This is a genomic window from Thermomonas aquatica (assembly GCF_006337105.1).
Classification (GTDB): Bacteria; Pseudomonadota; Gammaproteobacteria; order Xanthomonadales; family Xanthomonadaceae; genus Thermomonas; species Thermomonas aquatica.
In genome coordinates, this window is sequence record NZ_CP040871.1 from 1,764,216 (window position 1) to 1,787,149 (window position 22,934).

25 protein-coding genes are annotated in these 22,934 nt (G+C 70.0%); 14 read left to right on the forward strand and 11 right to left on the reverse strand.

The window, feature by feature from the left end; all coding sequences use genetic code 11:
* The first annotated feature begins 130 nt into the window (after positions 1-130).
* From FHQ07_RS08385 to FHQ07_RS08410, 6 genes are read left to right on the forward strand one after another with little or no spacing between them, the layout of a single operon-like run.
* A complete protein-coding gene (locus tag FHQ07_RS08385) occupies positions 131-925 on the forward strand; it encodes an ABC transporter ATP-binding protein (RefSeq protein ID WP_139716380.1) in 795 nt (264 codons plus the stop codon).
* Positions 925-1,674 carry an MlaE family lipid ABC transporter permease subunit gene (locus FHQ07_RS08390; protein WP_139716381.1) on the forward strand — a complete coding sequence of 250 codons (750 nt, stop codon included), beginning with the start codon at positions 925-927 and terminating at the stop codon, positions 1,672-1,674. Before FHQ07_RS08385 ends, FHQ07_RS08390 begins: the two co-directional genes overlap by 1 nt.
* 10 nt (positions 1,675-1,684) lie before the next feature.
* Positions 1,685-2,215: an outer membrane lipid asymmetry maintenance protein MlaD gene (gene mlaD / locus FHQ07_RS08395; protein ID WP_139716382.1), complete on the forward strand. Its 531-nt coding sequence runs from the start codon at positions 1,685-1,687 to the stop codon at positions 2,213-2,215.
* 5 nt (positions 2,216-2,220) lie between these two features.
* Positions 2,221-2,868: an MlaC/ttg2D family ABC transporter substrate-binding protein gene (locus FHQ07_RS08400; protein WP_139716383.1), complete on the forward strand. Its 648-nt coding sequence runs from the start codon at positions 2,221-2,223 to the stop codon at positions 2,866-2,868.
* On the forward strand, positions 2,865-3,158 hold the full coding sequence (locus FHQ07_RS08405) for an STAS domain-containing protein (RefSeq protein ID WP_139716384.1): 294 nt from the start codon (positions 2,865-2,867) through the stop codon (positions 3,156-3,158). Before FHQ07_RS08400 ends, FHQ07_RS08405 begins: the two co-directional genes overlap by 4 nt.
* A 21-nt stretch (positions 3,159-3,179) precedes the next feature.
* On the forward strand, positions 3,180-4,226 hold the full coding sequence (locus tag FHQ07_RS08410) for an MlaA family lipoprotein (protein WP_139716385.1): 1,047 nt from the start codon (positions 3,180-3,182) through the stop codon (positions 4,224-4,226).
* A gap of 6 nt (positions 4,227-4,232) precedes the next feature.
* Here the strand turns inward: FHQ07_RS08410 and FHQ07_RS08415 are convergent, their stop codons facing one another.
* The 3 genes from FHQ07_RS08415 to FHQ07_RS08425 are packed head-to-tail and all read right to left on the reverse strand — an operon-like array spanning position 4,233 to position 8,176.
* The gene (locus FHQ07_RS08415; protein ID WP_139716386.1) at positions 4,233-5,609 is read right to left on the reverse strand and encodes a DNA recombination protein RmuC; all 1,377 of its coding nucleotides are present in this window, start codon (positions 5,607-5,609) and stop codon (positions 4,233-4,235) included.
* Between the two features lie 40 nt (positions 5,610-5,649).
* Positions 5,650-6,984: a patatin-like phospholipase family protein gene (locus FHQ07_RS08420; RefSeq protein ID WP_139716387.1), complete on the reverse strand. Its 1,335-nt coding sequence runs from the start codon at positions 6,982-6,984 to the stop codon at positions 5,650-5,652.
* A gap of 10 nt (positions 6,985-6,994) precedes the next feature.
* Complete coding sequence (locus tag FHQ07_RS08425; RefSeq protein ID WP_139716388.1) at positions 6,995-8,176, reverse strand: class I SAM-dependent rRNA methyltransferase; 1,182 nt, start codon at positions 8,174-8,176, stop codon at positions 6,995-6,997.
* 222 nt (positions 8,177-8,398) lie between these two features.
* Between FHQ07_RS08425 and FHQ07_RS08430 the strand changes: the two genes are divergently transcribed.
* Positions 8,399-9,361 (forward strand): TerC family protein, encoded by a 963-nt coding sequence (locus FHQ07_RS08430; RefSeq protein ID WP_139716389.1) that lies wholly within the window; start codon positions 8,399-8,401, stop codon positions 9,359-9,361.
* Between the two features lie 31 nt (positions 9,362-9,392).
* Positions 9,393-10,157, forward strand: a complete 765-nt coding sequence (locus FHQ07_RS08435; RefSeq protein ID WP_139716390.1) for a rhomboid family intramembrane serine protease — start codon at positions 9,393-9,395, stop codon at positions 10,155-10,157.
* A gap of 3 nt (positions 10,158-10,160) precedes the next feature.
* On the opposite strand, the gene FHQ07_RS08440 is transcribed toward FHQ07_RS08435, so the two are convergent.
* Together FHQ07_RS08440 and FHQ07_RS08445 are read right to left on the reverse strand one after the other, a co-directional pair.
* Positions 10,161-10,805: a DUF2238 domain-containing protein gene (locus tag FHQ07_RS08440; RefSeq protein ID WP_139716391.1), complete on the reverse strand. Its 645-nt coding sequence runs from the start codon at positions 10,803-10,805 to the stop codon at positions 10,161-10,163.
* Positions 10,802-11,512, reverse strand: a complete 711-nt coding sequence (locus FHQ07_RS08445) for a VIT1/CCC1 transporter family protein (RefSeq protein WP_206202307.1) — start codon at positions 11,510-11,512, stop codon at positions 10,802-10,804. Before FHQ07_RS08445 ends, FHQ07_RS08440 begins: the two co-directional genes overlap by 4 nt.
* A 100-nt stretch (positions 11,513-11,612) precedes the next feature.
* On the opposite strand from FHQ07_RS08445, the gene FHQ07_RS08450 reads away from it, so the two are divergent.
* Positions 11,613-12,629 (forward strand): patatin-like phospholipase family protein, encoded by a 1,017-nt coding sequence (locus FHQ07_RS08450; protein ID WP_139716392.1) that lies wholly within the window; start codon positions 11,613-11,615, stop codon positions 12,627-12,629.
* Here the strand turns inward: FHQ07_RS08450 and FHQ07_RS08455 are convergent.
* From FHQ07_RS08455 to FHQ07_RS08465, 3 genes are read right to left on the reverse strand one after another with little or no spacing between them, the layout of a single operon-like run.
* The gene (locus FHQ07_RS08455) at positions 12,626-13,054 is read right to left on the reverse strand and encodes a DUF2231 domain-containing protein (protein WP_139716393.1); all 429 of its coding nucleotides are present in this window, start codon (positions 13,052-13,054) and stop codon (positions 12,626-12,628) included. The genes FHQ07_RS08450 and FHQ07_RS08455 overlap by 4 nt on opposite strands.
* Entirely contained in the window at positions 13,051-13,392 is a 342-nt protein-coding gene (locus tag FHQ07_RS08460) for a hypothetical protein (protein WP_139716394.1), read from the reverse strand. Before FHQ07_RS08460 ends, FHQ07_RS08455 begins: the two co-directional genes overlap by 4 nt.
* A gap of 54 nt (positions 13,393-13,446) precedes the next feature.
* Positions 13,447-14,151, reverse strand: a complete 705-nt coding sequence (locus FHQ07_RS08465; RefSeq protein WP_139716395.1) for an RNA polymerase sigma factor — start codon at positions 14,149-14,151, stop codon at positions 13,447-13,449.
* A gap of 134 nt (positions 14,152-14,285) precedes the next feature.
* Here FHQ07_RS08465 and phhA point away from each other — a divergent pair, with 134 nt between their 5' ends.
* Positions 14,286-15,176, forward strand: a complete 891-nt coding sequence (phhA, locus tag FHQ07_RS08470; RefSeq protein ID WP_139716396.1) for a phenylalanine 4-monooxygenase — start codon at positions 14,286-14,288, stop codon at positions 15,174-15,176.
* A 94-nt stretch (positions 15,177-15,270) separates the two neighbouring features.
* Positions 15,271-16,833 (forward strand): DUF389 domain-containing protein, encoded by a 1,563-nt coding sequence (locus FHQ07_RS08475; protein ID WP_168191519.1) that lies wholly within the window; start codon positions 15,271-15,273, stop codon positions 16,831-16,833.
* Between the two features lie 4 nt (positions 16,834-16,837).
* Here the strand turns inward: FHQ07_RS08475 and FHQ07_RS08480 are convergent, their stop codons facing one another.
* A complete protein-coding gene (locus tag FHQ07_RS08480; RefSeq protein WP_139716398.1) occupies positions 16,838-17,362 on the reverse strand; it encodes a hypothetical protein in 525 nt (174 codons plus the stop codon).
* A gap of 87 nt (positions 17,363-17,449) precedes the next feature.
* On the opposite strand from FHQ07_RS08480, the gene FHQ07_RS08485 reads away from it, so the two are divergent.
* Entirely contained in the window at positions 17,450-18,481 is a 1,032-nt protein-coding gene (locus FHQ07_RS08485) for a class 1 fructose-bisphosphatase (protein ID WP_139716399.1), read from the forward strand.
* A gap of 7 nt (positions 18,482-18,488) precedes the next feature.
* On the opposite strand, the gene FHQ07_RS08490 is transcribed toward FHQ07_RS08485, so the two are convergent.
* Positions 18,489-18,926 (reverse strand): response regulator, encoded by a 438-nt coding sequence (locus FHQ07_RS08490; protein WP_139716400.1) that lies wholly within the window; start codon positions 18,924-18,926, stop codon positions 18,489-18,491.
* Entirely contained in the window at positions 18,923-20,110 is a 1,188-nt protein-coding gene (locus FHQ07_RS08495) for a sensor histidine kinase (protein ID WP_168191520.1), read from the reverse strand. Before FHQ07_RS08495 ends, FHQ07_RS08490 begins: the two co-directional genes overlap by 4 nt.
* 110 nt (positions 20,111-20,220) lie before the next feature.
* Here FHQ07_RS08495 and FHQ07_RS08500 point away from each other — a divergent pair, with 110 nt between their 5' ends.
* Positions 20,221-22,035, forward strand: a complete 1,815-nt coding sequence (locus FHQ07_RS08500; RefSeq protein ID WP_240703451.1) for an SLC13 family permease — start codon at positions 20,221-20,223, stop codon at positions 22,033-22,035.
* Between the two features lie 18 nt (positions 22,036-22,053).
* Entirely contained in the window at positions 22,054-22,917 is an 864-nt protein-coding gene (locus tag FHQ07_RS08505; protein ID WP_139716402.1) for a pirin family protein, read from the forward strand.
* Positions 22,918-22,934: the final 17 nt, after the last annotated feature.

Consider the following 22,934-nt stretch of genomic DNA (forward strand, 5'->3'; position numbering starts at 1 on the left):
AGTGGCGCATGCCTGCGGCGCTCGCACACGCGCCGATGTGGCGTATGATTACTGTACTCATTGGTTCAGCCTCTGCCCGCGTTCAGCCGGCATCGGCAATCCTTGTGTGTTTTTCGTTAATCCCCCGTCCATGACCGCACCCGCCGCCCCTGCCGTGCACCTGCACGCCGCCCGCCTCGAGCGCGGCGGACGGACGATCCTGTCCGGGCTGGACCTGGTGGTGCCGAAGGGCAGCATCACCGCGATCCTCGGTCCGTCCGGCAGCGGCAAGTCCACCCTGCTGGCGGCGCTGACCGGCGAACTGCCGGTGGCGGCGGGCACGCTTGAAATCTTCGGCCAGCCGATCCCGCACGGCGCGCGCGCGCTGCTGGAGATGCGCAAGGGCCTGGGCGTGCTGTTGCAGGGCAACGGCCTGCTGACCGACCTGACCGTCGCCGAGAACGTGGCGCTGCCGCTGCGCACCCACACCAAACTGCCCGAACCGGTGCTGCAGGCGCTGGTGCGGATGAAATTGCACGCGGTCGGCCTGCTGGCCGCCGCCGACGCCTGGCCGCGCGAGCTGTCCGGCGGCATGGCCCGCCGAGTGGCGCTGGCTCGCGCATTGGCGCTGGATCCGCCGCTGATGCTGTACGACGAACCGCTGACCGGCCTCGATCCCATCGCCTCGGGCGTGATCATGAGCCTGATCCAGCGGCTCAACCGCAGCCTCGGCCTGACCAGCATCATCGTCAGCCACCATGTGCACGAGACCCTGCCGATCTGCGACCAGGCGGTGGTGATCGCCAGCGGGCGGATCGTGTTCGCCGGCACCCCGGCGCAGCTGCAATCGAGCGACGATCCGCTGGTTCGGCAGTTCCTCGACGGCCAGCCGGACGGGCCGATCCCCTTCGATGCCCCGACCCGCGCCTACGGGGAGGCCGCCTGATGGCCTTCGTCGACGCCTTGCGTTCGGTCGGCCGTGCCGGCCTGTTCGGGCTGACCATGCTGCGCGGCTCGGTGCCGAGCCGCGACCTGTTCGCCGAGCTGGTGCGCGAAATCTACAAGATCGGCGCACGTTCGCTGCCGATCATCGCCGTTGGTGGCGCATTCGTGGGACTTGTCCTGACCCTGCAGGGCTATCGGACGCTGACCACCTATGGCGCCATCGACGCGCTGTCCACCTTGCTGGGCCTGTCGCTGTACCGCGAGCTGGCGCCGGTGCTGACCGCGCTGCTGTTCATCGGCCGCGCCGGCAGCTCGATCGCCGCCGAGCTGGGCCTGATGCGCGCCACCGACCAGATCAAGGCGCTGGAGCTGATGGCGATCGACCCGGTGGCGAAGGCGGTGGCGCCGCGCTTCTGGGCGGCGGTGCTGACCGTGCCGCTGCTGACCGGCATCTTCATCTCGCTGGCGCTGGCCGCCGGCTGGTTCGAAGCGGTGCAGGTGCTCGGCATCGACAACGGCAGTTTCTGGTCCGGGCTGCGCGGCAGCGTGGACGTCTGGGACGACTTCGGCGTGTCGCTGCTGAAGTCCGCGGTGTTCGGCGGCACCGCGGCGCTGGTCGCGGCCTATGTCGGCTTCCACGCCGAGCCGACCATCGAAGGCACCTCGGTGGCGACCACCCGCGCGGTGGTCAACGCCTCGCTGCTGGTGCTGATGTTCAATTTCATCCTTTCCGCCTTGCTGTTCCTGTGAGACCTTGACCATGGCCATTCGCGGACCACGACTCGAATTTGCCGTCGGCGCCTTCCTGGTGCTGGCGCTGGCCTCGCTGCTGGTGCTGGCGCTGGCCTCGACCAACCGCCGCTTCGGCTTCGGCGAAACCCAGTACCCGCTGGTGGCCAAGTTCACCCAGATCGGCCAGCTGCGCGCGCAGGCGCCGGTGAAGATCGGCGGCGTGGTGGTCGGCCAGGTGGCGAAGATCGACCTGGACCCGAAGACCTTCCAGTCCGTCGTCACCCTGTCCATCGACAGCCGCTACAAGGACCTGTCCGCGGACACCTCCGCCGGCATCTTCACCAGCGGCCTGCTCGGCGAGAGCTACATCGGCCTGTCGCCGGGCGGCGATCCGGAATCGCTGAAGCCGGGCGACGAGATCGGCTACACCCAGCCGGCGGTTGATTTGATGCAACTCGTCGGCAAGTACATGTTCAGCGGCGGCGGCAAGCCTTCGGGCGATGCCGCCGCCACCCAGGCGTCGCCGGATGCGGCCGCGCCGACCTCCCCCCAGGAATGAGCCCCATGAAGACCACCCTTTCCGTCGCCGTGCTGGCGGCCCTGCTGGCCGTCGCCAGCCCCGCCTTCGCCCTGCCCGCGGCACCGGCGCCGGCCGTCGCCCAGGGCCAGGCCAGCGGCGTGGTGCTGGACAGCGCCAACCGCATCCTGAGCACGCTGGACAGCCGCCGCGCCGAGTTCAAGTCGAGCCCGGCCGCGCTCAACCAGTTCATCAAGTCCGAGTTCAACCGCAGCTTCGATGCCGATTACGCCGCGCGCCTGGTGCTGGGCGTGCACGGCCGTGGCGCGCCGGCAGGCGACGTGGCCGACTTCGCCGCGGCGATGGCCGACAGCCTGACCGCGCGCTACGGCACCTCGCTGCTCGACTTCAACACCAAGCTGAGCGTGAAGGTGAAGTCGGAAACGCCGCTGCCCGGCGGCCGCGGCGTGCGCGTGACCACGCAGATGCTGCGCGCGGGCAAGGATCCGATCCCGGTCGACTACCTGCTGCGCAACGTCGGCGGCAAGTGGAAGGTGTTCGACGTGATGATCGAAGGCATTTCCTACGTGCAGGCGTTCAAGAACCAGTTCGACGCGCCGCTCAACCAGAAGTCGATCAAGCAAGTCGCCGCCGACCTGCGCGCGGGCAAGCTGCAGGCCAGCGCCACGAAATGACCGCGACCGCCGCCAGCCTGCAGCGCGAGGGCGACCGCCTGCGGTTGTCGGGCACGCTCGACCGCAGCGCGGCCACCGCGTTGTGGCCGCAGGCGACGGCGGCGCTGGCCGGCGCACGGGTGCTGGACGTCAGTGCGGTCGATGCGCTGGACAGCGCCGGCCTGGCGCTGCTGGTGGCCTTGGCCGAACGCACGCAGGGCGCACGCGTCGAAGGCGCGCCGCGGGGCCTGGCCGAACTGCTGGCGGCGTACCGGCTGACGCCGGCGCTGGCCTTCGATGCCGGCCACTGAGATTCCGGGGATGATCGTCCGATGAAGCCGTTGCGCCCGCTTTTGCTGGTCCTGTCGTGTGCGCTCGCCAGCGCCTGCGCCACGACACGCGACGAACACGCCGCCGTCTCGCCGCGGGCCGATGCGGTGGTGGTCGCAGCGACCACGGTCGCTGCCGAGCCGACGACGGTGCCCAGCGATGCCGCGAGCGAAGCCCCGACGCCCGCCTCCGACGAAGCCATCTCGCAAACCGCGACGGCGCAGGACGCCAGCAGCGGCGGCGGCGATGCCGAAACGGATTTCGCCGCGATCTATGGCGATGCCACCGGCAGCGGCGAAGCCACGTCCGGCGTCGGCTCGGCCGCGGCCTACGATCCGTGGGAGAAGTACAACCGCCGCGTGCACGGCTTCAACAGCGCGATGGACCGCGCCGTCGCCAAGCCGCTGGCGAAGGCCTACGTCGCCGCGGTGCCGCGCCCGCTGCGTGCCGGCGTCGGCAATTTCTTCGACAACCTCGGCGAGCCGGTGACCGTGGTCAACAGCCTGCTGCAGGGCAATCCGCGCGGCGCGGCCAACGCGCTGGGCCGCTTCCTGCTGAACAGCACGGTCGGCATCGGCGGCCTGATCGACGTCGCCGACAAGGCCAAGATGCCCAACCGCGGCGAGGATTTCGGCCAGACCCTGGCGATCTGGGGCTGGAAGCGTTCGCGCTACATCGAGGTCCCGTTCCTCGGCCCGCGCACCCTGCGCGACCTGCTGGGCCTGGCCGCCGATACCCCGCTGCGGCCGATCCAGTACCTTGAGGACGACAAGGCCCGGGTGTTCCTGCAGGGCCTGCAGGCGGTCGACCTGCGCGCGCGGCTGCTGGCGATCGAGTCGATGGGCGAAGGCGCGGTCGACGAATACGCGCTGTTCCGCGACGTCTGGCTGCAGCGCCGCAATTATCAGATCAACCAGACTTCGCAACGCATCAAGGCGAAGCAGCCGGATGCCGACCTGCCGGCCTACCTGCAGGAGGACGGGCAGGACGCGCCAGCGCAAGATGGATCGCCGGACGGCACGCCGCCGGCCAAGCCCGCCGGCAGCTGACGCGGCTCAATCGTCGCTGTCGTCCGCGCCCAGCAAAGCCTGACTGTCGCTGCCGGGCAACGATTCCACGCCCTTCAACTTGCGCTCGATCTGCCGCGTCCGCACGCCGGCCTGCTTCAGGCTGTTCTGCACGGTGTTGAGCTGCTTGTCGGCGCTTTCCAGCACCGCGGCGAACTTGCCGAATTCGCCCTTTACCGCGCCCAGGAGTTGCCAGACTTCGCTGGAACGCTTCTCGATGGCCAGGGTGCGGAAGCCCATCTGCAGGCTGTTGAGCAAGGCTGCCAGGGTGGTCGGCCCAGCGATCACGATGCGGTGGTTCTGCTGCAATGAATCGACCAGGCCGGGGCGGCGCACGGCTTCGGCGTACAGGCCTTCGGTGGCGAGGAACAGCACGGCGAAGTCGGTGGTGTGCGGCGGCGCCACGTATTTTTCGTTGATCGATTTCCCCTGGATCTTGATCGCGCGCTCCAGCTGCTGTGCCGCTGCGCGCATCGCATCCGTATCGCCGCGCTCCTGCGCATCGAGCAGGCGTTCGTAGTCCTCGCGGGGGAATTTGGCGTCGATCGGCAGCCATACGGGCGCGCCGCCGTCCTGTTGTCCGGGCAGCCGGATGGCGAAGTCCACCGCCTCGTTGCTGCCCGGCCGCACCTTCACGCTGCGCGCGAACTGCTCGGCGGTCAGCACCTGTTCCAGCAGGTTCTCCAGCTGGATTTCGCCCCAGCCGCCGCGATCCTTGACGTTGCTCAGCACGCGCTTGAGGTCGCCCACCCCGGCCGCCAGGGTCTGCATCTCGCCGAGCCCGCGCTGCACCGCTTCCAGCCGCTCCGACACCAGCTTGAAGCTCTGCCCCAGCCGCGCCTCCAGCGTGCTCTGCAGCTTCTCGTCCACGGTCGCGCGCATCTGCTCGAGCTTGGCGGCGTTGTCCGCCTGCAGCGATTTCAGCTGCGATTCCAGCGTGGCGCGCAGTTCGCCGAGGCGCTGTTCGTTGCGCGCGGTCAGTTCCTGCAGTTTCTGGCCCTGCGCATCGGCGTGGCGCTGCAGCTGTTCGGCGGATTCGGTGCGCGCCTTGCGCGCATCCTCGGTCAGCGCCGCGCGCAGTTCGTCCAGCCGTGCATCGGTGCGCAGGGTGAAATCGTCGAGGCGCTGGTCGGTGCGCGCCGCGACCGCCTGCAGCTGGCCGCCGAAACCGTCGATGCGCTGGCCCTGTTGCAGCGCGAAGCCATCCAGTTGCTCGCGCAATTCGCCGCGGCCGGCGCGCTGGTCGTCGCGCAACAGCGCGCCGATGCGTTCTTCCGGGCGCCGCAGCAACACGGCCAGCAACAGGCCGATCGCCACCAGTACGGCGATCAGCAGGACAACAAGCAGCAGCGTGGTCGACTCCATGCCGCCAGTGTAGCGGCCGGCGTCGCGCCGGCTGCGACGCTCAGCGCGCCTGTTCGGCGCCGATGTCGCGCAGCAGCGCCTGGTACTCGGGATTGGCGCGCAGCAGCGCGCGGCCGGCGGCGATCAACGCATCGACATCCTCCGACGGCAGGGTGAAGTCGGTCGGGATCGCGTTCAGCCGCGCGCGCAGGGCCGGATCCGGAATGTCGGCGAAGCCGACCTTGACCAGGCGCATCCGCACCGGCTGCCCGGCATCGGCCAGTTCCTTCGCCCATTCCTGCATGCGCTGCTGCACCAGTTCGGTGGTGGCGGTGTTGTAGCGGTGCAGCTGGATGTCGGTGGTGGCGTCGATCATCCGCCGGATCGACGGCGAACGCGCGCTGGTGCCGATCCCGCCGCTGGCATCGGCGGAGGCGTCCACCGACAGCATCACCAGCTCGCGCGACGGCGTGCGGCCGATGCCCTGCAGGAACTTGCGCGGGCCGCCGGCCGAATCCACCGCTTCCAGCATCGCGCGCAGGCCGAGGTTGTCGGTCAGGCCGCCATCGGCCAGGTGCACGTAACGGCGGCCCTGCTTGTCCGCATAGGCGCGCCAGCCGTCGGCTTCCTGCTGCAGCTGCGGCGAGGCGGCGACCGCGGCGGCGTCGATCGGCATGTGCGGCGTGCAGCCCGGGTAGTTCTCCAGCACCACCGGCTGGAACATCACCGGCACCGCCGACGAGGCGGCCACCGCATGCGCCAGCGGGTAACTGAGCAGGTCGGAGCAGAGCTGGTCGAAGTATTCCTGCAGGAAGGCGAAGCGGATCCCGCCCTCGAGGTCGGTGGCGTTGATGATCACCAGCGGGCCGGGGCGCGCCTGCAGGTCGGCGTAGCGCGCGCCGTGGAAGATGTAGCGGTCGAACAGGCGGGCCGCTTCGTCGCTGCGGGTTTCGCGGCTGAACCAGCGCAGCGGGCTGAGCAGGCGATGCGCCAGGTCGTTGCTGATGTCGCGGCGCAGGAAGGCCTGCTCGAAACCGGGGAAGGTGGCCTCGCCATGCAGCCCGTAGTACGCGGCGGTGAAGCTGCCGCCGGAGACCGCGCTGATCGCGTCGACCTCGTCCAGCAATCGCGGCGGGCCGCCGTCCGCGGGCATGCGGGTATCGCGCAATTCCAGCAGCACGCCATAGGCCAGCGCCGCCGCGCGCGCGCCGCCGCCGGAGAACGCCAGGCCCAGGGTCATCCGCTCGTGCTCCTGCGCGGGCGTGGTGCGACCCAGGCCATAGACCGGCCGGGCCCTGTCCTGCGCGGTCTGCGGTCGGTTGGCGATCTCGCCGTAGGACGCGCAACCCGCCAGCATCCCGGCGATCGCTGCTGCAAGCAGTCCCAGGCGGTTCATCGCGCCCGGCTCAGTCCAGCACGCGGCAGAACACCGCCTTCAGGTAGCGCGATTCCTGCACCTGGGCCAGCCACGGATGGTCGGGGCCGGCGCCTGCGACCTTCAGCACCTGCACGGTGCGGCCGGCGTAGAACGCGGCGCGGCGCAGCATGTCGGTGAACTGTTCCTCGCTGACCAGGCCGGTGCAGCTGAAGGTGGCGAACAGCCCGCCCGGCTTGACCACGGCCAGCGCGGCCTTGTTCATGTCGAGGTATTTCTTCAGCGCGGTGATCACCTGCTCGCGGTCGCGGGTCATCTTCGCCGGATCCAGGATCACCACGTCGAAGCGTTCGCCATTGGCGGCGGCATCGCGCAGCCAGGGGAAGATGTCGGCCTGCACGAAGCGCGGCATCGCCTTGCCCTGCAGCCCGTTCAACTTCGCGTTGCCGCGGGCGATGTCCAGCACCGCGGGGTCGATGTCGATGCCGACCACCTCCTCCGCCCCGCGCACCGCCGCATATACGCCGAAACCGCCGGTGTTGCAGCACAGGTCGAGCACGCGCTTGCCGGCGCACAGCCGCGACAGCCATTCGCGGTTCTCGCGCTGGTCGGCGAAGAAGCCGGTCTTGTGCGCGCCGGCCGGATCGGCGCGGAACCTGACGCCGTATTCGCTGATGACCGCGGGCTCGGTGCCCAGGGTGTCGCGATAGTCGAAGCTTTCCTGCTTCTGCACGTGTTCGTCGGCGAAGCTGTGGAAGCGGCAACCGGGGAACAGCTCGCGCAGCGCGTTGAAGATCCATTCGCGATGCCGCCAGGCGCCGGCGCTGAAGAAACCGACCACCAGCAGGTCGTCGTAGCGATCCACCACCAGCCCGCTGATGCCGTCGCCTTCGCTGTGGACCACCCGCCAGGCGTTGGACACCTCGTCCAGCCTGAGGAATTCGCGGCGCAGGCGCACCGCCTCGCCGATCTTGCGCGCGAACCAGCCGGCATCGACCGCCACGTCCGGGTCGTTCTCCAGCATGCGCAGGGCGATCCGCGAATGGCCGTTGTAGAAGCCGCGGCCGATCCACGTCCCGTCCACCCCGACCACGTCGACGATGCTGCCGGGCTTGGGCCGCTGCGCCGGCTTCTCGACCAGGCGCTGGAAGATCCACGGGTGGGTGGAGTTCCAGGCGTTCTTCAGGCGGACGACGGGCAGGGCTTCGGTCATGGTGAACGGCCGGTTAAGGCAGGCATCGCGGGGATCGGCTATTGTCGCCCAAGAAGGGGAGTAACTCCGCGCACGGCCGTCGTCATTACGGGTCCCCAAGACCCCGGCACCGTGGCAGGCCAGGCGCCTGCGAGTGAGACCTTCGCCGAACGGCGAAGCGCGCTCCCTTTCCATGTGCCCCTGCATGGACGCCTCCGCCGGCTCACACGGTGGAGCGTTGCCATGGACACGATCGGTTCTCCCTTGCTCTGGCTGGTGTTCGCGGGCGTGGTGGTCGCCGCCTTGCTGGTCGACCTGGTGCTGATGCGCCACGGCGGCCCGCACAAGGTCACCTTCAAGGAGGCCGGGTGGTGGAGCCTGGGCTGGGTCGCGCTGGCGCTGGCCTTCAACGCCTGGCTGTGGTGGCACGCCGGCGAGCGCTTCGGCGCCGAGGCCGGCAACCGCATCGGCATGGAGTTCCTGACCGGCTACCTGGTCGAGAAGGCGCTGGCGGTCGACAACATCTTCGTGTTCCTGATGATCTTCGGCTACTTCGCGGTGCCGGAGGTGCAGCGCCAGCGGGTGCTGGTGATCGGCATCCTCGGCGCGATCGCGCTGCGCGCGGTGCTGATCTTCGCCGGCGCGCTGCTGCTGGCGAAGTTCCACTGGATCCTCTACCTGTTCGGCGCGTTCCTGCTGCTGACCGGGATCAAGATGGCGCTGGCGGCGGGCAAGGAGCCCGACCTCGAGGCCAACCCGGCACTGCGCTGGATGCGCGGGCACCTGAAGCTCACCGACGGCTACCACGGCAACGCCTTCCGCGTGCTGCGCGACGGCGCGCGCTGGTACACCCCGCTGTTCGTGGTGGTGGCGCTGGTCGCCGTGACCGACGTGATCTTCGCGGTGGACTCGATCCCGGCGATCTTCGCGATCACCGACGACCCGTTCATCGTGCTGACCAGCAACGTGTTCGCGGTGCTCGGCCTGCGCGCGATGTTCTTCCTGCTGCAGGGCATGGCCGACCGCTTCCACCTGCTGCCCTACGGGCTGGCGCTGGTGCTGGTGTTCATCGGCGCCAAGATGCTGCTGGTCGACGTCTACAAGATCCCGGTGCTGGTGGCGCTGGGCGTGGTGGCGGCGATCATCGGTGCAACCGTGGCGCTGAGCCTGCTGCGGCCGCCGGCGGACAAACCCTCGCCCCCTTGAAGCGGGCGCCATTCGTGACCAACTGATCGGAATGTCCACGCCGCTTCCCGTCGATGCGCAACGCCAGCAGGACCGCCAGCGCCTGCGTCGCGCGCTGAATGCCAGCCTCGGCTTCGTGCTGCTGCTGGCGCTCTGCTTCGTCGCCCAGCACGCGTTCGACTGGACCTTCCTGACCGTCGCCCCGTGGACGGCGCAAGGCCTGCTCGGCCTTGCCAGCGCGCCGCTGCTGCACGGCTCGGTGGAGCACATCGTCGCCAACAGCACCGCGCTGTTGCTGCTCGGCACCCTGGCCGGCACTGCCTTCCCGAAGGCAACCGTGCGCGCCTTGCCGCTGCTGTGGATCGGCTCCGGGCTGGGCGCGTGGCTGCTGGGCCAGCCCGGCTCGCACCACCTGGGCGCCAGCGGCGTGACCCATGGCCTGATGTTCCTGGTGTTCGTGCTGGGCCTGTTGCGCCGCGACCGCGCCGCGATCGCCGCCGGCATGCTCGCCTTCATGTTCTACGGCGGCATGCTGATGACGATCCTGCCGCGCGAGGCCGGAGTGTCCTGGGAATCGCACCTGGGCGGCGCGCTGGCCGGCGTGGTCGCCGCCTTGCTGTTCCGCCGCAGCGACCCGCTGCCGCCGCGCCGCAAGTACAGCTGGGAACTCGAGGAAGAACTCGCCCAGCAGCAGGCCGCGCTGGAGCGCGACATGTACGAGCGCCACGCTGCCGAGGACGTCCCCGTGTTGTGGAAGCGCGATGCCGATGGCGAGCGCGGCCGCGTGCTGCAGTTCCCGCCGCGCCGCGACAGCTGAGCCTTATTTCCCGGCCAGCATGCCCGCGCCCAGCTGGCGGTCGTGCCAGCGCGACAGCAACAGCAGCGACGTCGCCGCCCCGCACAGGCACAGGAACATGTCCCACTGGGTGTCCCAGACATCGCCCTGGGTGGCGAGGAAGGCATCCGCATCGGCGCCGTAGATCAGCGCCGACCACCATTCGATCAGCTCGAAGAACGCGCTGAAGCTCAGGCAGGCGGCCAGCACCAGGTACACCAACCAGCCGCCACGCCGCAGCGGCGTGCAGCGCAACAGCAGTTCGCGAGCGAGGATCGCCGGCACGAAGCCCTGCATCCAATGGCCAACGCGATCCCACGGGTTGCGCGCAGTGCCCAGCAGGTCCTGCAGCCAGAACCCGAGCGGCGTCTGCGCATAGGTGTAGGCGCCGCCGTGGATCAGCACCAGCGCATGCAGCGCCAGCAACCAGCACAGCAGGCGGGTGAGCGGGAAGCGCGACCAGCGCCAGGCGATGATGGCAAGGCCGACCATCGCCCATACCGTTTCCAGGAACCAGGTCAGGCGGTCGCGCGCGATCCAGAACGAAACCGCGAGCGCCACCACCACCCCGCCGGCGAGCAGCCAGCGTTCCGCGCGGCCCGGCGGCACCCGGATCCCGACTGCGCTCATGCGATGCCACTCCCGAACGCGCGACCGATCAGCGCCGTCGCGCCCATCGCCAGGGCGCCCCAGAACAGCACCCGCGCCGCGCCCTTCGCCATCGAGGCGCCGCCCAGCCAGCCGGCCAGCGCCCCCAGGGCGCCGAGCAGGACCAGGGTCGTGCCGCCCAGGGCCCAGGGCAGGCCTTCGCCGCGCCAGGCCCAGGCAAGCAGCAGCGGCGGCAACGCCCCGCAGGCGAAGGCCGCCGCCGAGGACAGCGCCGCCTGCACCGGGCGCGCGCTGGTGTGCGCGACGATCCCGAGTTCGTCGCGCAGGTGCGCGTCCAGCGCGTTGTGCGCGGTCAGCTCCACCGCCACCTGCTGCGCCAGTTCGCGGCTCAGGCCGCGTTGCTGGTAGATGTGGGTGAGCTCCTTGAGTTCGGCCTCCGGCATCTCCTCCAGTTCGCGCCGCTCCTTGGCGGTATCGGCGGCCTCGGTATCGGCCTGCGAGCTGACCGAGACGTATTCGCCTGCGGCCATCGACAAGGCGCCTGCGACCAAGGCGGCGATGCCGGTGGTGAGGATGGTCTGCGGCGTGGCCGCGGCGGCGGCCACGCCGACCAGCAGCGAACTGGTCGAGATCAGGCCATCGTTGGCGCCCAGCACCGCCGCGCGCAACCAGCCGATGTGTTCGCTGCGGTGCCGCTCGTGGTGCGGCCGGGCCAGGCTTCTTGGCATCGATGATCCCCCGTGTCGCCGCAGGGTAACGCCTATGGTTCCGCTGCGGTTGCGTTTCGCGCACTTAAGCTGCGCGTCCCTCCCGCCTGCCGATGCCCCGATGCGTGCGCCCTACGCGACTGCCGCCCTCGCCGTCCTGCTTGCCGCCTGCGCCAGCGCGCCCGGGGTGAAGCCGCCCGTGCCCGCGCCCGTCGCCACGGCAGCGCCGGTCAAGGTCGGCATCGCGCTGGGCGGTGGCGCGGCCAAGGGCTTCGCCCATATCGGCGTGATCAAGATGCTGGAGGCCAACGGCATCAAGCCGGTGGTGGTGTCTGGCACCAGCGCCGGCAGCGTGGTCGGCGCGCTGTACGCCAGCGGCATGGATGCCTACGCGATGCAGGAAAAGGCGTTCGCGCTGGACGAATCGAAGATCCGCGACGTCAGCCTGTTCTCCGGCGGGGTGGTGAAGGGCCAGAAGCTGCAGGACTACGTCAACGAACTGGTCGGCGGGCGCACGATCGAAAAGATGAAGAAGCCGTTCGCGGCGGTGGCGACCCGGCTCGAGGACGGCGAGCGCACCGTGTTCGTGCGCGGCAATACCGGGCAGGCGGTGCGCGCGTCGAGTTCGATCCCCGGCGTGTTCGAGGCGGTCGCCATCGGCAAGGCGCATTTCGTCGATGGCGGCGTGGTCAGCCCGGTGCCGGTGGATGCCGCGCGCGAGCTCGGCGCCGATTTCGTGATCGCGGTCGATATCGGCAGCAAGGCGAACGGCATCGAGTCCCCGACCAGCCTGCTCGGCAACATCAACCAGAGCATCCGCATCATGGGCAACAAGCTGGGCGCGCTGGAACTGCAACGCGCCGACATCGTGATCCGGCCCAGGGTGAACGACATCGGTCCGGCCGATTTCGAGCAGAAGAATCGCGCGATCCTCGAAGGCGAGCGTGCCGCGCAGGCGGCGTTGCCGCAGATCAAGGCGAAGCTCGCTGCACTGCAGGCGGCGCGGCAGGCCAAGGCGCAGCAGGCCGCCGATGCCGAGGCCGCACGCCGGCGCGAAGCCGAGCGCAAGGCGCGCTGCGCGCAGCAGGCAGGCTGGACCAAGACCCTGACCCGCGACGCGGATTGCCGCGTGGATTAAGGCGGCGCGCCGGCACGGCCGATGCCGTGCACGTACACCAGCTTGCCGCCCAGCCAGCCGGTGGCGGCCAGGGCGATGAAGCCCGCGATGCTGAGGCTGGTCGCCAGCGTTCCGGGCGGAACCGGCTGCATGTCGGGCATGCGCAGCAGCAGGCTTCCCGCGTACAGGCACCAGGCGGTCAAGGCCATGCCCATGTGGCGGTTGGCATCCACCGCCGCCGGATGCTCGGGCGGCAGCTTCAGCAACTCCAGCAAGCCCGTGGCGGCGGCGGCCAGGCCCGCCGCGCAACCGACCGCGAGCAGCGCCGCGGCGAACTGCCACCACGGCCAGCGCGGCCAGCATGCGCCGGCGATGTCGGCCAGCGTGGCCAGCGACCAGCACGCGACCGGGAAATGCACCAGCGCCGGGTGCAGCGGATGTTTCACCGCGCCAGCACCGCACTGAGCAGGATCAGCACGCCGGTGACGGCAGCGCCGGCATGCGCCAGCACCACCTTCCTCACCGCCAGTTTCCTGTTCAGGTGCAGGGACGCCAGGTAGAAGCCGCCCAGCGCGGCCACCACCAGCACGCACAACGCGACCGTCGCGCGCGTGCCGGCGCCCTGCAGCACCGCGAGCAGCAACAGGATCAGCCCGCTGGCGCCGAGCAGGGCGTGCAGCAGCGACACCGCCCATGGCGTGAACCTGCCGCGCAGCACGAACGAAGCGAGCACCAGTCCGCCGAGGGCGGCGACGAAAAACACCAAGAGCGCATAAGTCAGCATGTCGGACTCCCCTTCGCAGGCGTTGTGGAACGTGGAAACGGATGTGGCGCGATGTCAACGCGGCGGCAGCGCATCGAACCGCGCCAGCACCGCCTCGGTCATGCGCTCGCAGCGCGCGCCGAGGAACGGGAACGCATCGCTCAAGCTCGCCGCCACGTTGTCGTGCAGTGCATTGCGCAGCAGCCGGCGCGCGCGATGCAGGCGGGTCTTCACGGTCTCGCTGCGCAGGCCCAGGGTGTCGGCGGTTTCCTCGACGCTGCAGCCTTCGACATCGCGCAGCACGAACACCACCCGGAACGCTTCCGGCAACGCGTCCACCGCGTGTTCGAGCAAGCGCCGCAGCTGTTCGCGCGCGGCGGCGGCGGCGGGATCCTCGCCGCCGAAGCGGTTGGGGAACGCCACCACCCGGCCGGACGCCGCGGCCACGGCCTCGACCTGTTCGATGTCCATCGTCTGCCGCCTCCGCCGCAGGCGCCCGTAGGCTTCGTTGAGCGCGATCCGCGCCAGCCACGTGGCCAGCGAGGCGTCGCCGCGGTAGCCGCCGATGTGGGCGTAGGCGTGCACGTAGGCTTCCTGCACCACGTCCTCGGCTTCCGCATCGTCGTCCACCACCCCGCGCACCACCCGGTACAGGCGCTGGTTGCAGCGGCGCATCACCTGGCGGAACGCCTCGCGGTCGCCGGCCTGCACCAGCGCGACCAGGGCGGCGTCTTCCAGCGCGGCGTAGTCGCGGGCCAGGCTGGCATCGATGGCGGTCATGGCGCTCCTTCGTCGTCCCGTGCGGAGTGTGCCCCGCATGTCCCGGCAGATGCGGCCGCGCGAAAAAGGTTCCCGGGTTGCCCGTGTTTGCGCCAGATCAAGGCGCGGCGCGGGTGCAGGGGTAAACTTGCGGCATGAACGCCAAGCCCGCACGCCTCGAGAACCTGCACACCGACAAGGGCAAGGTCCCGGTGTACGCCACCGGCATCGTCGCGCAGCCGTGGGACGATTACCGCGACGAAGACCACGCGGTGTGGAAGGCGCTGTACCAGCGCCAGCGCGACCTGCTGGTCGGCCGCGCCGCCGACGAGTTCCTGCAGGCGCAGGACGCGATGGGCATGAGCCCGGACCAGATCCCGCGCTTCGAGGACCTGAATGCCGTGCTGGAAGCCGCCACCGGCTGGACCATCGTCGGCGTGGAAGGCCTGCTGCCGGAGCTGGATTTCTTCGACCACCTGGCCAACCGCCGTTTCCCGGTGAGCTGGTGGATCCGCCGCCCGGACCAGCTGGACTACATCGAGGAACCCGACCTCTTCCACGACCTGTTCGGCCACGTGCCGCTGCTGATGATCCCGGCCTTCGCGGATTACATGGAGGCCTACGGCAAGGGCGGGGTGAAGGCGCACGGGATCGGCGCCGACGCGCTGCAGCACCTGACCCGGCTGTACTGGTACACGGTCGAATTCGGCCTGATCCGCCAGCACGACGGCCTGCGCATCTACGGCAGCGGCATCGTCAGTTCCAAGGGCGAGTCGATCCATTGCCTGGACAGCGCCGCGCCGAACCGGATCGGCTTCGACCTCGAGCGGATCATGCGCACCCGCTACCGCATCGACAGCTACCAGAAGACCTATTTCGTCATCGACAGCTTCGAGCAGTTGATGGACGCCACCCGCCCGGACTTCACCCCGATCTACGCGCGACTGGCGCAGCAGGATTCGATCCCGGCCGGCAACGTGCTCGAGACCGATGCCGTGTTCAACCGCGGCACCGGCGAGGGCTGGCCGACCGACGGCGACGTCTAGGCGCGGCGTAGCGACCACCATCGTCCGAGACCGCCGCCGACGCTCTTCGCGCGCGGGCCGGTATCCTCGGCCCGGGACTGACGGGGATTCGCGGATGGCCGGACTGGATGCTTGGTGGCGATGGGCGCGACGCTGGCGGCAGGATCAGCTGGTGGAGACCTGCGACCGCGTGGCGGTGCTCGAGCATGTGCACGACGCCGGGCTGCTGGCGCCGCGCTACGCCTTCATGATCGTGATGGCCTGCGGCATCGCCACCCTCGGCCTGCTGCAGAACTCGGCGGCGGTGATCATCGGCGCGATGCTGATTTCGCCGCTGATGGGGCCGATCATCGGCCTGGGCATGGGCCTGGCCACCTTCGACCTGCGCAGCATCCGCGAATCGCTGCTGACCCTGCTGGCCGGCATCGGGCTGGCGCTGGCGATCTCGATCCTGATCGTCTGGCTGTCGCCGCTGAAGGCCGCCACCAGCGAGATCCTGGCGCGCACCGAACCGACCCTGTTCGACCTGCTGGTGGCGGTGTTCTCCGGCCTGGCCGGCGCCTACGCCACGGTGACCCGCAAGGGCGAGACCATCGTCGGCGTGGCGATCGCCACCGCGCTGATGCCGCCGCTGGCGGTGGTCGGCTACGGCATCGCGGTCGCCAATTGGGACATCGCCGGTGGCGCCGCCTTCCTGTTCATGACCAACCTGCTGGCGATCGCGCTGTCGGTCACCATCGTCGCCCGGTTGTACGGCTTCGGCGGTTCCGACAGTCCCAAGCAGACCGCGTGGCAGGCCGGGTTGATCGTGGCCAGCTTCGTGCTGCTGTCGATCCCGCTGGGGCTGGCGCTGAAGCGCATCGCCCTGCAGTCGCAGACCGAGCTGATCGTGCGCTCGACGCTGGAGGCGAAGGCGCAGGGTGTCGCCGGCCGCGTGTCGGCGTTGCGGGTGGAGTCGGGAAGCGACGGCGTGGCGGTGGAGGCGGTGGTGCTGGTGCCGCGGCACATCGCCGGGGTGGAAACGCTGCTGCAGAAGGAGCTCGGCGCCCGACTGGGCCGGCCGGTGAGCGTGCACGTGCAGGAAGTGCTGACCGCGGACGATGCCAGTTTCGCCCAGCAGCAGGGCTCGCTGGCGGAACTGCGGCGCAGCGTGACCGCGCTGCAGGACGCCGAAAGCGTGCGCGATGCGCAACAGCGCGCCGTCGCCGACCAGCGCAGCGCCTTGCAGACGGCGTTGCTGCCCTATCTCGGGCGCATCCAGCGCAGCGCGGACGGCAGCCATTGGGAATTGTGGATCGCGGCGGACTCGCGGATGTCGCTGGCGCGCGCCGCGCGCATCGAGACCGAGCTCGATGCCGCGCGCAAGGACGCGGCGCCGCCGCTGCGGGTCTACCCGCCGCTGCAGGCGCTGCCGCCGATCGCGCTGGGAACGGCCGATGCCGATGCGCCCGGCCCCGATGCCGCCGCCGCGAACACCCTGGCCACCCAGGCCTGGGCCCTGCAGCGCTGGCGGGCGGGCGCGGTGGATGCGCAACTGGCCACCCGCGACGATGCGCAGGCCGAGGCATGGACCGCGGCATTGCGCGCCGCGCTGGCCTTGCGCGGCATCGCGCTCGGCGAGGTCCAGCGCAGCCGCAGTGGCGAACCGCGGTTGCAGCTGGCGCTGGCCAGCGACTAGCGGGTCAGGGTTTCGCCGGCCAGCCGGGGGGCACGTCCACGTAGCCGCCGCCCAGGTCGATACCGGTTTTTTCTTCGCCGGCGGCCACTTCGACCTCGATCAGCTGGTCCGGCGGGCATGGCGCGCGGATGCAGCGGATCTGCTCGGCGTGCGCGATCAGCTTGAGCGCGCCGGCCTGCACCCAGCCCATCAGGAAATAGCGGCCCGGGGCGACAGCGATCCGGTACTCGGTGGCGCCGGCCGGCGAATCGGTGCAGGTAGGCGCGCCGCCATCGACGGGGTGAGCGCAGATGCGCAGCGCCGGCGGCGGGCGGTTGCCGTCGCGGATCGCGCCGCGGATGCTGGCGGCGTCGGATGCCGCTTGCGGCACCGGCGCGGGATTCGCTGACGCAGCGGTTTCGGCGGGCGCGGACGCGGTCGGCGCTGGCGTCGATACCGCGGCGGGATTCGGTGCGACCGCGGGTTCTGTCGGCGGCGCATTCGTCGCCGGCGCGCAGGCGGACAGCGGCAAGGCCGCGAGCAACAGCATGGGCAGCATCCGTGGCATGCGGGTTTTCCTCCGGGTGGCGGGCTTCGGCGACAATAGCGCCTCCCACCGCCGCCCGCCTGACTGCCCATGTCGTCCACCAATATCTCGCTGACCCGCTTCCTGATCGAGGAACAGCGCGCCGGCCGCATCAGCCCCGACCTGCGCCTGCTGGTGGAAGTCGTCGCGCGCGCCTGCAAGAGCATCTCGATCGCGGTCGGCAAGGGCGCGCTGGGCGGCGTGCTCGGCGATGCCGGCGCGAACGGCGAAGCCAGCATCAACGTGCAGGGCGAGGCGCAGAAGAAGCTGGACGTGCTCAGCAACGAGATCCTGCTGGAAGCCAATGCCTGGGGCGGCCACCTGGCCGGCCTCGCCTCCGAGGAAATGGACACCTCGCATCCGATCCCGGACAAGTACCCGCGCGGCAACTACCTGCTGCTGTTCGATCCCCTCGACGGCTCATCGAACATCGACGTCAACATCTCGGTGGGCACCATCTTCTCGGTGCTGCGCTGCCCGGACGGCGTGGACAACCCGGGCGACGAGCATTTCCTGCAACCGGGCACCGCCCAGGTCGCCGCTGGCTACTGCACCTACGGGCCCAGCACGATGCTGGTGCTGACTGTCGGCCACGGCACCCACGCCTTCACCCTCGACCGCGAGGTCGGTTCGTTCGTGCTGACCACGCGCGGCATGAAGATCCCGGAAGAGACCAGGGAATTCGCGGTCAACGTCTCCAACCAGCGCTTCTGGGAAGCGCCGATGCAGGCCTATGTCGGCGACATGCTGGCCGGCAAGGACGGCCCGCGCGGCAAGGACTTCAACATGCGCTGGGTGGCCAGCATGGTCGCCGACGTGCACCGCATCCTCACCCGCGGCGGCATCTTCAGCTATCCGCTGGACAGCAAGTGCGCGCCCAAGGGCGGCAAGCTGCGGCTGATGTACGAGGCCAACCCGATGAGCTTCCTGGTCGAACAGGCCGGCGGCGCCGCCAGCACCGGCCGCCAGCGCATGCTCGACGTGCAGCCCACCGGCCTGCACATGCGGGTGCCGGTGTTCATGGGTTCGAAGGCGGAAGTGGAAACCGCGGTGCGCTACCACGCCGGGCACGACGCGGCCTGAGCCGGGCTCAGGGTGTGGTCGGCGGCTGGTTCAACGCCAGCCAGTACAGGCCGATCTGCCGCACCACCTCGACGAAGCGCTCGAACTCCACCGGCTTCTGGATGTAGCTGTTGGCGCCCAGTGCGTACACCTTGTCGACGTCGAAGGGTTCGGCGCTGGTGGTCAGCACCACCACCGGCAGGCTGCGCGTCGCGGGTTCGGCGCGGATCGCCTGCAGCACTTCGCGGCCATCGAGCTTGGGCAGGTTGAGGTCGAGCAGGACCAGCGCCGGCAATTCCGCCGGCGCGCAGGCATACAGGTAGGACAGCGCCTCGGCGCCATCGCTGACCACCCGCAACCGATAGTCGCCGCCAGTCTCGGCGAAGGCGATCCGGGTCAGTTCCGCATCGTCCGGATTGTCCTCGACCAGCAGGATTTCCTTGTCGGGAGCGAGCTTGCCGTTCATGCCGCGCGTGTCTCCGTGTTGTCTCGTGCGCGTTCCTGCGCGGGCAACGCCAGGTCGCGCAGCGCCACGTGGAAGCTGGCGCCCGGACCCGGCCCGGCTTCCGCGCGAATCGTACCGCCATGCCGCGCCGCCGCCTGCTGGGCGATGGTCAGGCCGATGCCGTGGCCGGCGCCCTGCTCGCTGCCATGCAGGCGCTGGAACGGTTCGAACAGCTTGCCGGCATAGGCCATGTCGAAGCCGATGCCGCGGTCGCGCACGACGAAATGCAGGCCATCCGCGTCGCGCATGCCCTCGACGTCGATCTCGACCCGTTCGCACGCGGCCGAGAATTGCCAGGCGTTGCGCAGCAACTGGGTCAGCAAGGCCTTGAGCAGGCGTTCGTCGCCGATCGCGTCCAGCCCCGGCTGGACGCGCACCCGCGCGGGCCGCTGCGGTTGCGCATCCTGCAGTTCGGCCGCGACCCATTCCGCCAACAGGCTGACATCGACGTTCGCCGGCCGCAATTCGGCGCGGCCGATCCGCGCCAGTTCGAGCAGGCTGTCGATCAGCGCGCCCATGCGCGCGCTCGCATTGCGGATCCGCGACAGCTGTCCGCGCGCTTGCGCATCCAGCGCCGCGCCGGCCTGCCGATCCAGCTGCGCGGCGAAGCCGTCGATCGCGCGCAGCGGCGCGCGCAGGTCGTGCGACACGCCGTGGGTGAACGCCTCCAGGCGGCGGTGCGCCGCCTCCACCTCGGCGGTGCGCTCGCGCACGCGCTGCTCCAGGGTCTCGTTCAATTCGCGCAGCGCGCGTTCGGCCGCGCGCTGCGCGGTGACGTCGCGGAACTGGGAGATGAAATACAAGGGTGCGCCGCCGGCACCGCGCATCAGCGCGGTGTTCAGCAGCACGTCGATGGTGCTGCCGTCCTTGCGGATGTAGCGTTTCTCGGCATCCAGCGCATCCGCTTCGCCGGAATGCAGGCGCTCGAACAGCTGGGCCGTCAACGGCAGGTCGTCGGGATGGCTGATCGCATGCACGCGCCGGCCGATCAATTCGCCTTCGCCATAGCCGAACATCCGGCACAGCGCCGGGTTCACGTCCACCCATTCGCCCTGCAGGGAGACGATGGCCATGCCGATCCCGGCCGATGCCATGGCCAGGCGGAAACGCGCTTCGTCCTGGGTGGCGGCCTGCTGCGGGGGCATCGGCGATTGTCGTCCTGGTGCATGCAATCTAAGCAATCGCGGCGTAAAGCGCATGTGCACATGGTCGTGGGTGCGCGCGCGCATCCGTGCGCGCGGGCACAATGCAGGCAATGGCAATGGATCCCCACGTCTTTTCGCAACTCGCCTTCGGCCTGGTCCTGGCCGGCGGGCTGTACCTGTTCATCAGCGAGAAACTGCGGGTCGACGTCACCGCCATGCTGATCCTGCTCGCGCTGGTGCTGACCGGCGTGCTGGACAGCAAGCAGGCCTTGTCGGGCTTCGCCAGCGAACCGGCGATCATCGTGGCGGCGGTGTTCGTGATCTCCGGCGCGCTGGCCGCGACCGGCATCAGCGAGCACATCGGCGCCTGGATCGGCCGCGCCGGCGGACGCCACGAATGGCGCACGATCGCGGTGGTGATGCCGGTGGTGGCGCTGCTGGCCGCGTTCACCCACCACGTGATGGTCACCGCGATGATGTTGCCGCTGTTGCTGCGGCACGCGCGCGACCGCCACATGCCGGCGTCGCGGCTGCTGATGCCGATGTCGCTGGCGGCCTCGCTCGGCACCACCCTGACCCTGGTCAGCGCACCGGCCTTCCTGCTGGCCAACGACCAGTTGCAGCGCGCCGGCGCCGAGGGGCTCGGGATCTTCTCGATCACCCCGATCGGCATCGCGCTGGTCGTGGTCGGCACCGTCTACATGCTGTTGACCCGCTGGCTGCTGCCCAAGCGCAGCGGCGAGGGCGGCGAGGACGACTATCTGCGGCTGGGGCGCTACCGCACCGAACTGCTGGTGGTGCCGGGCGGGCAATGGGCCACGCGCAGCCTGGCCGACATGCACAAGGCGATGGGCAAGTCGGTGTCGGTCCATGGCTGGTTGCGCGACGGTCAGCGCCGCGACGACCTCACCGCCGCCAGCCCGCTGCTGGCCGGCGACATCCTGCTGGTGGAGGCCGGCGCCGACGAATTGATGTCCTTGCACGACGACTCCGGCCTGGACCTCAACGCGATCGCCCGTTACGGCGACTCGCTCGACGGCGAAGGCAAGCTGCAACTGGTGCAGACCGTGGTCGCGCCGGGGTCGGAGTTCATCGGCCGCAGCATCCGCGAACTGGATTTCTCGCGGCAGTTCCACGCGGTGATCGTGGGCCTGTGGCGACGCAGCGGGCCGGTGGCCGAGCGGCTGTCCGACGCCCGCCTGCGCGAAGGCGACCTGCTGGTGCTGTGGGGCCGCGCCAACCGCTTCGCCGAATTGGCCACCCACCACGGCTTCCTGCTGCTGGCGCCGTTCGCCGGCGAAGCCAAGCGCCGGCTGCGCGCACCGCTGGCGCTGGCGATCCTCGGCCTGACCATCCTCGCCGCCGCCACCGAATGGCTGCCGGCGCCGCTGGCCTTCCTGCTCGGCGCGGTGGCGATGGTCGCCACCCGCTGCGTGGACATCAACCAGGCCTATCGCGAGATCGACGTGCGCATCTTCGTGATGATCGCCGGGGTGATCCCGCTCGGCATCGCGATGGAACAGACCGGCACCGCCGGCCTGCTCGCGCAAGGGCTTTCGCACCTGGTCGCGGGATGGCCGCCGCTGGCGATCCTGCTGGTGATGTTCGCGGTCGCCGCGCTGCTGACCCAGGTGATGAGCGATGCCGCGACCACCGCCTTGCTCGGGCCGGTCGCGATCGCGCTGGCGCAGGTGCTCGACCTGCCGCCGACGCCGTTCGTGGTGTGCACCGCACTCGGCGCGGTGGTCGCCTTCCTCACCCCCATCGGCCACCATGGCAACCTGCTGATCCTGGGCCCCGGGCAATACCGCTTCGGCGATTTCCTGCGCATCGGCCTGCCGCTGACCGTGCTGATCGCGCTGGTCAGCGCATGGATGGCGCGGTGGTTGTGGTTGGGCGGGCAGTTGCTGCCGCACTTCGGCTGAGATGGAAAGGAGACTGCGATGACGACCCTGATCGGGCCACGGGTGCACGACCTGGGCGGTTTCCAGGTGCGGCGCGCGGTGCCCAGCCTGCAGGCACGCAGCGTCGGCCCGTTCGTGTTCGTCGACCACATGGGTCCGGCGCTGTTCGAACCCGGCCGCGGCATCGACGTGCGCCCGCATCCGCACATCGGCCTGGCCACCGTCACCTACCTGTGGGCCGGCGCGCTGCGCCACCGCGACACCCTCGGCAGCGTGCAGGACGTGCTGCCCGGCGACGTGAACTGGATGACCGCCGGCCGCGGCATCGCCCATTCCGAGCGCACGCCGCCGGATCCGCGCGCGTCCGGCCACGCCATCCACGGCATGCAGACCTGGGTCGCGTTGCCGAAGCCGGACGAGGAGGTCGCGCCCTCGTTCCACCATCATCCGGCATCGACGCTGCCGGCGCGCGAGCACGCGGGCGCGCGCCTGCGGGTGATCGCCGGGCGCGGCTTCGGCATGGAATCGCCGGTGCGGGTGTTTGCCGACACCTTCAACGTCGCGCTGGATCTCGTGCCCGACGCGGAACTGGCGATCGAAGCGGAAGCGGTGGAGCGCGCGCTCTACGTGCTGGAGGGCGATGCGCAACTCGACGGCGCCGATATCCCGGAAAAGCACCTGCTGGTGCTGGACCGCGGCGCGCGCCACCTGCTGCGGGCGAAGACGCCGGTCAAGGCGATGCTGTTCGGCGGCGAACCGCTGGATGGCCCGCGCCACCTGTGGTGGAACTTCGTGTCCTCGTCGAGGGAACGGATCGAGCAGGCCAAGGCCGATTGGGGCAGCGGTGCGTTCGGCCTGATTCCCGGCGACGACCAGGAACGGATCCCGCTGCCCGAATACTGACCGCGCGCGCGCCGCGC